This is a genomic window from Rudanella paleaurantiibacter (genome assembly GCF_009184635.1).
Taxonomy (GTDB): Bacteria; Bacteroidota; Bacteroidia; order Cytophagales; family Spirosomataceae; genus Rudanella; species Rudanella paleaurantiibacter.
This window is the reverse complement of sequence record NZ_WELI01000004.1, coordinates 54,747-62,935: the sequence shown is the minus strand read 5'-3', so window position 1 is coordinate 62,935 and position 8,189 is coordinate 54,747. Positions and strand designations below refer to the sequence as shown.

The following is an 8,189-nucleotide window of genomic DNA, read 5'->3' as shown; positions in this document are numbered from 1 at the left end:
TGGTAGCCCCATTGGCCCCTGGTTTACCAATGTGCAGAAACTACCCCTTAAACAACTGGGCCGCCCGTACGTAATCACCGACTTTGGGGTGAAAAACGACTCTACACGGGTTCAAACGCAGGCCATTCAGCAGGTTATCGACAAGGCAGCCAGTGAGGGCGGAGGGGTCATTGTGTTTCCGCGCGGGACGTTTATGAGCGGGGCATTGTTTTTCAAGCCCAAAACGCATCTGCACGTAGCCGAGGGGGCCGTGCTAAAAGGGTCAAATACGATCGCAGATTACCCCAAACTGCCCTCGCGCATGGAGGGGCAGAGCCTCGATTACTTCGCGGCTCTGGTCAACGCCTACGGGGTCGACGGGTTCACGATCTCCGGCAAAGGCACCATCGACGGCAACGGGCTCCGGTTTTGGGAGGCTTTCTGGGCCCGGCGCAAAGAAAACCCGAACTGCACCAATCTGGAAGTATCGCGCCCGCGGCTCGTGTTTATCTGGCGATGCAACAACGTACAGGTACAGGATGTCAGGCTCCACAACGCCGGATTCTGGACGTCGCACTTCTACCAGTGCCGCAACGTGAAAATTCTGGATGCGCACATTTACTCGCCCTACCAGCCCGTAAAAGCCCCAAGTACCGACGCCATCGACCTCGACGTGTGTTCCAACGTTCTGATTAAAGGTTGCTATCTGTCGGTCAACGATGACGCTATTGCCCTCAAAGGCGGCAAAGGCCCCTGGGCCGACCGGGTGCCCAACAACGGGGCCAACACGAATATTCTGATTGAAGACTGTACATTTGGGTTTTGCCACTCGGCCCTCACCTGCGGCAGCGAAGCCATTCACAACCGGAACATTCTGATGCGCAACTGCACCGTTAGCGAGGCCGACCGGGTGTTGTGGCTCAAAATGCGCCCCGACACCCCGCAATTGTACGAATACATCACGGTCGAAAACATCAAGGGGCAGTCGAACAGCTTTTTGTACGTGAAACCCTGGACTCAGTTTTTTGATTTGCAGGGGCGGCCCGATATTCCCCTTTCGTACTCCAACCACATTCAGCTGAAGCAGATCCATGTTACCTGCAACACCTTTTTCAACGTAGCGATTTCGGAGCACGATAAACTGGCTAAGTTCACGTTTGAAGATATTAACGTCGAAAGTAAAAACCCGACCATTGACCAATCGGTGATTGATGGGTTTACGCTCAAAAACGTGAGAATCAACCAAAAGCTCGTGCAATGAAACCGGTTCGGTAAAAGGAATTCAAAAACAGTATCTTTGGACTATGGAAGTTCGCATTCAATTACCGTTTGAAGAGTTGGTCGCCATCGTACGACAACTTTCTCCTGCCGAAAAAATTCGGCTGCAACAGGAGCTTACAACCGAAGTAAAGCCTACCCCTTCAGAACTCACTGAGCTACTCCTAAATGGCCCCGTGTTTAGCAAAGAGCAAATAAGCGCGATGGAAGAGAACCGCAAATCAATGAACCAATGGCGGACAAAACCATCCTGATTGATACATCTCTGTTTATCGACTATTTTCGAAAAACAGATAAGACGAAAACTCGGCTCGTTCAGCGGGCCCTCCAAGGCCAACAGTTTGCCATCTCGAGTATTACCGAATACGAGATCTATTGTGGAGCTACTTCTGCTCAAATCCAATTCTGGCAGGACCTACTGGCCCAAATCGTTGTCCTTCCGTTTGACAGTAAAGCCGCGCTCGTTGCGGTTGATATAGAACAAAAATTGAAAAAGATTCGCCGGTCGATTGACAAGGCTGATTTATTCATTGCGGCAACTGCCATTGCTCACGACCTCCCTTTTGACACGCTGAACCAAAAACATTTCGACAAAATAGAGCGGCTTCTCCTTCTGTAACGTTCCTTACCGCTCACTTGCCGCTCCGTCGAAAATTGTCTGTACCGTAGGAACGATTCTAAAAATGGGCGTACTTTTGCCCACTATGTCCGATTTATCCAATCGTAACACGTTTTTTTGGCTGGCAGGTATTCTGCTCCTTGCTTTTGTCCTACGAGTTCATAATGTCGGCCGCTACGGTATTTACTTCGATGAGAAGTCTACCTTGCTGATTAGTCAAGGCGTTTGTCTGGAAGGTGCCAATCAAAAAGACGTCTTTACCCAGAAATATTTCACGCCCGCCGAGTTTTGGAAACCCAAAACCATTGCGGATTTCATTGAAGCCAACATCCGGGGCGACATTGGCAACAGTCCGTCGTACTACGCTGTACTCTGGGTCTGGATGGAGATTTTTGGTCTGAGCGACCTATCCATGCGGATGCCGTCGGTGCTGTTTAGTACCCTCATGGTGGCTATGCTGTTTTGGTTTGTCCGGCGGCATTTCCGTTCCGACATGCTGGCGCTCCTGGCAGCAGGTATTGCCGCTATTGAGCCGTTTTTTGTGGCTTACGCCCAAATGGCCCGTAACTACTCAATGACCTTTTTCCTGACGCTGCTCAGTACGCATATTTTCCTGCTGATCCTGGAGAAAGCAGAAAAGGAGAAAGGGAGTAAAGGAGGAAGGGATGGGAAGCAAACTGCCAAAGCTTTTCCCTTTCTCCCTTCCTCCTCTACTCCTTTCCTCCTCTATCTGGCCTACGGCGCGGTGTTTGCTCTCTCGGTGCTGTCGCACTATCTGGCCGTGACGGTGTTTTTGTGCCACGGCATTTACGCCGTTTTCTTTCTGCGTAATGTGCGCACCTGGGTCGCGTTGGCTATCACGGGGGCCGTGGGGCTGGGGTTGGTCTCGCTCTGGTTTATTTTCGGGGGCGGGGCGTACACCTTCCAGACCATGGCGTATCAGGCCGAATTTTACCGGAATATCGCCCTGACGAACCCTACTGGCACACCGTTTGGGCTTATTTTACCCGGTACCATCCCGAATATCACCAAACGGGCTATCCCGATTTTTGCCGACCTGTTCCTGTTCACCAACGGTCTTGGCTCGGCCCTGACCGGCCTCAAAAATGCCGGATTGGCCCTTATGCTGGGCAGCCTCATGGCGTTTGTTATGTACCGGTACGAGCGGGATACGCAGCCCCCGGTATGGGTCAAAGCGGCTCTGCCAGTCATCCTGTTGGCAGGCACACTCGTGTATTCGGTGGTGCCCCTGCGGTTTCTGGTCCTGTCGATAGCCCCGGTCATGCTCTGGCTCATGAGTCGGTACATTCTGGAGCATACAAACACCCGCGAAAAGCGATACGTTCTGTTGCTGGTGTTGCTGGCGTTTGTGCCAACCTTCTTCCTGCTGTTTATGTCGTGGCGTAACAACCACACCTTCGGAATCACGCAGCGGTATTCGGGTTTCTCGTTTCCGTATGTCTGTTTGCTCATTGCGATGGCACTGCGGCAGTTGGCCTCGCTCCGGTGGTGGTTTACGGTTCCGGTGGCGGCCGTTTTTGTGGTGCAGCTGTACTTTGTGAGTCAGGTGTTACTCCAGATTTACGGGGGGGTAGAACCCAAATACACTTACTTCGAGAAACCACGCATCGAAAACCCGTACTGGTTTGCGGCTCAGGAGTTAAAGGCGCAATACGCACCGGGCGACACCATCCTGTACCCCAACATGAAGCGGGTTATTTACTCGGAGAAAATCGATAAGACCTATTCGCCGGTAGCCCTGCTCGATGCACAGCTGGTGAATGTGTACCTACCCGAAGATGCCACGTATATTCAGCGCGTTGACCCGAATGAGCGGGATAAGATCGTGCTGGTGAAAGGGAAAGACGGTCCGGACGGGCGTTCCCGAAAAGTTACTATTTTTGACCTCAAAGACGTTCGATATTGAGTGTTTTGTCCAACGGGCGGCCCCGTCCGTTGTTCATTTTTTATGAAACAGGAAACCATCAACACTGCCGCTTTATCCGGCGAATTGCGACTGAAAGTCCTTAGCCTATATCACGCGGCCAATGCCGGGCATATTGGCTGTTCGCTCAGTTGCATCGACCTGATGATTGCTTCTCTGGTGCAACGCAAACGCGAGCAGGACACATTTCTGCTGTCGAAAGGTCATGCTGCGGCTGCCCTCTACGCCTGCCTGCATCACCTCGGCGAGATTTCGGACGAGACCCTGGCGACGTATTATAAAAACGGCACCACCCTGCCCGCACACCCGGCCCCCAACCAGCACAAGGGTATTCCGTTCGCAACGGGCTCGCTGGGGCATGGCCTGCCCATTGGAACGGGGATTGCCCACGCGGGTAAGCTCCTGAACGACAACAGCCGGGTGTTTGTGCTCATGTCGGACGGAGAAACGAACGAGGGCACTACCTGGGAAGCCGCTCACTTCGCTATTCAGTATCAGCTCGACAACCTGATTATGCTGATCGACAAAAACGGGCTTCAGGGCTTTGGCAACACGGGCGACGTACTGGGCGATACCGCTTCGGCCGCTACCTGGCAAGCTATTGGCTTTGAAACGGTTGAGGTCGACGGGCACGATGTAGAGGCTATCGGGGCCGCCATCGATGCGCTCACGGCCGTTCCAAACGGACGCCCGAAGGCCATTATTGCCCATACCGTTAAAGGCAAAGGGGTATCGTATATGGAAAACCGGCTTGAGTGGCACTACCTCCCCATGACCCCCGCGCAATATGAGGAAGCTGTGGGGGATGTGCGAAAAATGTATAATGTGCAATGAACAATGGACGATGACTCCGGCTCATTCATTATTCATTCTCCATTATTCATCATACATTAACCTTCATGGTAAACGATTCTATACGCCAGCTGAATGGCCCAATTTTCGTGTTTGGAGCCAGTGGTTTCATCGGCGCTAATTTGTTTGAACAACTCTTTGCCGTTCGCAAAGACGTTTACGCGCTCACGCACGATGCCACCAAAGCCTGGCGGCTTAAACTGCTCAATGTGCCGGCCGAAAACATTGTGCACTGCGATATTGTCTCCGACAACTCGATCAAGTCGGTGTTTGAGATCTACAAGCCGAAAACGATTTTCAATCTGGCCGCTTACGGGGCCTACAGCAAGCAGAAAAACATTAGCCTGACCTACGAGACGAACGTGCTCGGTACGGTCAATATTCTGGACAACTGTACGCCCGACATGGTGTACATTCATGCCGGAAGCAGCTCGGAGTACGGATTTAACTGCACCGCCCCCAAAGAAACCGACCGCGTAGAACCGAACAGCCACTATGCCGTGTCGAAGGTTTCAGCGGCCTACGTACTCGAGTTTTACGCCCGCGTCCATAACCTCAATACCCTGAACCTGCGGCTTTACTCGATCTACGGCGGTTGGGAGGAGCCCGACCGGCTGATTCCGAGGCTGGTAGAAGAGGCTCAACAGGGTAAATACCCCCCGCTGGTATCGCCCGACATCAGCCGCGATTTTGTGTACATCGACGATTGTGTATCGGCGTTTGTGCAGGCGGCCTTACGCGTAAAAGGCAGTGGCATCAGCGGGCGTTCGTACAACGTGGCAACGGGCCAGAAAACCACCATGCGCGACCTAGCGGCCGTAACCCGTCAAACGTTTGGGATTCAGACCGAACCCGTTTGGGGCAGTATGCCTAACCGGGGTTGGGACCTCTCCGACTGGTACGGCGATCCCACGGCTATTCAGGCCGACCTGGGCTGGAAAGCCACCACCGACCTGACCACTGGTCTGCGCAAAACGGCCGAGTGGCAGGTGTCCAACCAGTACGCCGAGCGCGTGATTCCGGCTTTCCAGACACCCACGCTCAACCCGGTCATTACGCCTATTATTGCCTGTTACAAAGACGCGCAGGCCATTCCGTACATGTACGAGCGGCTGGTGAAAACCTTCAACGAAATGAAGGTGCGGTACGAAATTATCTTTGTTAACGACAACTCGCCCGATAATACCGACGAGGTACTGGAGCAGATTTGCGCCAAAGACCCCAATGTTATCGCCATCAAACACTCGCGCAACTTCGGCTCGCAGTCGGCCTTTTTGAGCGGAATGGAAATTGCAACGGGCGATGCCGTCGTTCTGATGGATGGCGACTTGCAGGACCCACCCGAAATTATTCCGAAGTTTTACGAAAAGTGGCAGGAAGGCTACGATGTCACGTACGGCGTGCGCGTACAGCGCGAAATGCCGGCCTGGCTTGAGGTGTTCTACAAAGGGTTCTACCGGATTTTCAAGAACATGTCGTACATCAACATTCCGGCCGACGCGGGCGATTTCTCGCTTATCGACCGGAAAGTGGTGCGTGAGCTGGTCGCCCTGCCCGAAACTGAACAGTTTCTGCGGGGGTTACGAGCCTGGGTGGGCTTCCGGCAGACGGGCGTCGATTACGTACGGCCGGAGCGGATGTTTGGCGTCTCGACCAACAACTGGCGCAAAAACATTGCCTGGGCTCGGAAAGCGATTTTCTCGTTCAGCTTTGTGCCGCTCGAACTGATGGTCTACGCCGGTTTCGCCTTAACGGGCCTGTCGATTCTGGGCATTCTGTGGCAGATTCTGGCTAAGTTCTTCTTCTTCCCCGACACCCCGGCCGGATTGTCGACGGTCATTATTCTGGTGATGTTCTTCGGAGGGATTAACCTGCTGGGAATCTCGTTCCTGGGCGAGTACATCAGTAAGATTTTCGAAGAGTCGAAGAAGCGACCCAAGTTTATCCGCACGCTGGTTCGGCAGGGTGGTAAGGTTTACAAAACAGCGGCCGAAATCAATACGTTAGTAGAGCAACGGAACAGCAAGTAATCAACACCCTGACAATAGACGACTTTATGGAATTGCTGATAGCGACAGGGTGAATCTTGAATTAAATCCACTAAGACGCTCTTATTCAACTAAGATCAGTGGGTGTCCATTAACTGAATGGTACAAATGAGGAAGACTTTTTTCGCCTTGCTTCTCCTGCTCACGGGTTGTGATCGACTGGAAAATTTTCTGGCCGAATCAAAGCACGACACAATTGAAGTACGCATTGAAAATCAAACTGGCGGCCCACTAACCGACGTTCGGGTGTACACAGTGCAGTCGGTGAAGGTAGGCACAGCTTACCAACCCACCCGGACGGATTCAGTGCGGTTCGGCGATATTCTTCCCCTGACGACGCAAACAGGGGTCTTTTCGGAGAAAAACCTCCGATCGAGCGATGGCGATATGGAAATTATAGCAACCGGGAGTACCGGCAAACGCTATCGCCAGCGATTTGGCTATTTTACCAATGGGCATTTTCTGACGGCCACTATGCAGGTTCAGGTTCAGAAAGATACCATTCGTTTTAAATAATACGATGCGAAAAGAATTTTCAGCCGGTGTAGAGCGGCTCGTACAAACCGACGAACGCCTTGTATTCATTACCGGCGACCTGGGGTATAACGCCCTTGAAAACCTCCGCGACCTGATGGGCCCCCGGTTCATCAACGCGGGCGTTGCCGAGCAAAACATGGTGGGAATGGCCGCTGGCATGGCCTACAAAGGATATAAGGTGTTTTGCTACAGCATTGCGCCGTTTGCGGTGTATCGTTGTCTGGAACAGTTTCGGAACGATGCCTGCCTGCACAAAATGCCCGTTTTTCTGGTAGGTAATGGGGGTGGGTACGGCTACGGCATCATGGGCAGCACCCACCACGCCATCGAAGACCTCGCCTGTCTGAGCGGTCTGCAAAACGTGAATACGTACATCCCGGCTTTTGCCGATGAGGTCGACCCAATGCTCGAACAGATCGTAGCCGAGGCCCGGCCCGCGTATCTGCGGCTGGGAGCCGGCCCTAAAACTCCCGACGGAGCAACGCAACAAGGTACGTTTAAACAGATTGTGCAGGCCGAGGGCAACTCGGCCGGGACCATTGTAGCGCTCGGCCCGGTAGCGGCCAACGTGCTTACGGCCCTGCAACAATCCGGCTTGTCAGGTCGTTTCGACCTGTTTACGGCCACGAACCTCCCTCTAGACCTGCCGCTCGAACTGGCCGCAACCTGGGCTGGCAAACCCATGCTGGTGGTCGAAGAGCACGTATCAGTTGGTGGGCTGGCGGGGCAACTTTCGGTGGCCATGCTCACCCAGGGCGTTATGCCCGGCCGGTTTGTTAGCCTGTCGGCGCAGGGGTACCCGAACGGCCTGTACGGCGACCAGAAATACCATCAGCAACTTTCGGGTCTCGATCCCGAAAACATTGCCCGGTGTCTGGCCGAACTGGTTTAGGGTTTATAGTTTTTTGTTTTTAGTTTGGTTGCTTACCAG

General features: G+C 53.3%; 8 protein-coding genes. All 8 read left to right on the top strand.

The genetic code is table 11. The annotated features are described in order from the left end of the window. A partial coding sequence (locus F5984_RS12145; RefSeq protein WP_152124545.1) for a rhamnogalacturonidase occupies positions 1-1,240 on the top strand: 1,240 nt, incomplete at its 5' end. Positions 1,241-1,283: 43 nt separating this feature from the next. Then, positions 1,284-1,511: a hypothetical protein gene (locus tag F5984_RS12140; RefSeq protein WP_152124544.1), complete on the top strand. Its 228-nt coding sequence runs from the start codon at positions 1,284-1,286 to the stop codon at positions 1,509-1,511. Further along, the gene (locus tag F5984_RS12135) at positions 1,490-1,876 is read left to right on the top strand and encodes a type II toxin-antitoxin system VapC family toxin (protein WP_152124543.1); all 387 of its coding nucleotides are present in this window, start codon (positions 1,490-1,492) and stop codon (positions 1,874-1,876) included. The genes F5984_RS12140 and F5984_RS12135 overlap by 22 nt, the downstream gene beginning before the upstream one ends. An 85-nt stretch (positions 1,877-1,961) precedes the next feature. Next, positions 1,962-3,803, top strand: a complete 1,842-nt coding sequence (locus F5984_RS12130) for a glycosyltransferase family 39 protein (protein WP_152124542.1) — start codon at positions 1,962-1,964, stop codon at positions 3,801-3,803. A gap of 42 nt (positions 3,804-3,845) precedes the next feature. Next, on the top strand, positions 3,846-4,655 hold the full coding sequence (locus F5984_RS12125) for a transketolase (protein ID WP_152124541.1): 810 nt from the start codon (positions 3,846-3,848) through the stop codon (positions 4,653-4,655). 65 nt (positions 4,656-4,720) lie between these two features. Next, the gene (locus F5984_RS12120; RefSeq protein ID WP_152124540.1) at positions 4,721-6,703 is read left to right on the top strand and encodes an NAD-dependent epimerase/dehydratase family protein; all 1,983 of its coding nucleotides are present in this window, start codon (positions 4,721-4,723) and stop codon (positions 6,701-6,703) included. Positions 6,704-6,829: 126 nt separating this feature from the next. Then, entirely contained in the window at positions 6,830-7,237 is a 408-nt protein-coding gene (locus tag F5984_RS12115; protein WP_152124539.1) for a hypothetical protein, read from the top strand. Between the two features lie 4 nt (positions 7,238-7,241). Then, positions 7,242-8,150, top strand: coding sequence for a transketolase family protein (locus F5984_RS12110; RefSeq protein ID WP_152124538.1), 909 nt, complete (start codon positions 7,242-7,244; stop codon positions 8,148-8,150). The last annotated feature ends 39 nt before the right edge of the window (positions 8,151-8,189 follow it).

Bases quoted from the DNA above. Each gene is read 5' to 3' on its own strand.
- F5984_RS12140 (WP_152124544.1), top strand. From the start codon at position 1,284: ATGGAAGTTCGCATTCAATTACCGTTTGAAGAGTTGGTCGCCATCGTA.
- F5984_RS12135 (WP_152124543.1), top strand. From the start codon at position 1,490: ATGGCGGACAAAACCATCCTGATTGATACATCTCTGTTTATCGACTAT.
- F5984_RS12130 (WP_152124542.1), top strand. From the start codon at position 1,962: ATGTCCGATTTATCCAATCGTAACACGTTTTTTTGGCTGGCAGGTATT.
- F5984_RS12125 (WP_152124541.1), top strand. From the start codon at position 3,846: ATGAAACAGGAAACCATCAACACTGCCGCTTTATCCGGCGAATTGCGA.
- F5984_RS12120 (WP_152124540.1), top strand. From the start codon at position 4,721: ATGGTAAACGATTCTATACGCCAGCTGAATGGCCCAATTTTCGTGTTT.
- F5984_RS12115 (WP_152124539.1), top strand. From the start codon at position 6,830: ATGAGGAAGACTTTTTTCGCCTTGCTTCTCCTGCTCACGGGTTGTGAT.
- F5984_RS12110 (WP_152124538.1), top strand. From the start codon at position 7,242: ATGCGAAAAGAATTTTCAGCCGGTGTAGAGCGGCTCGTACAAACCGAC.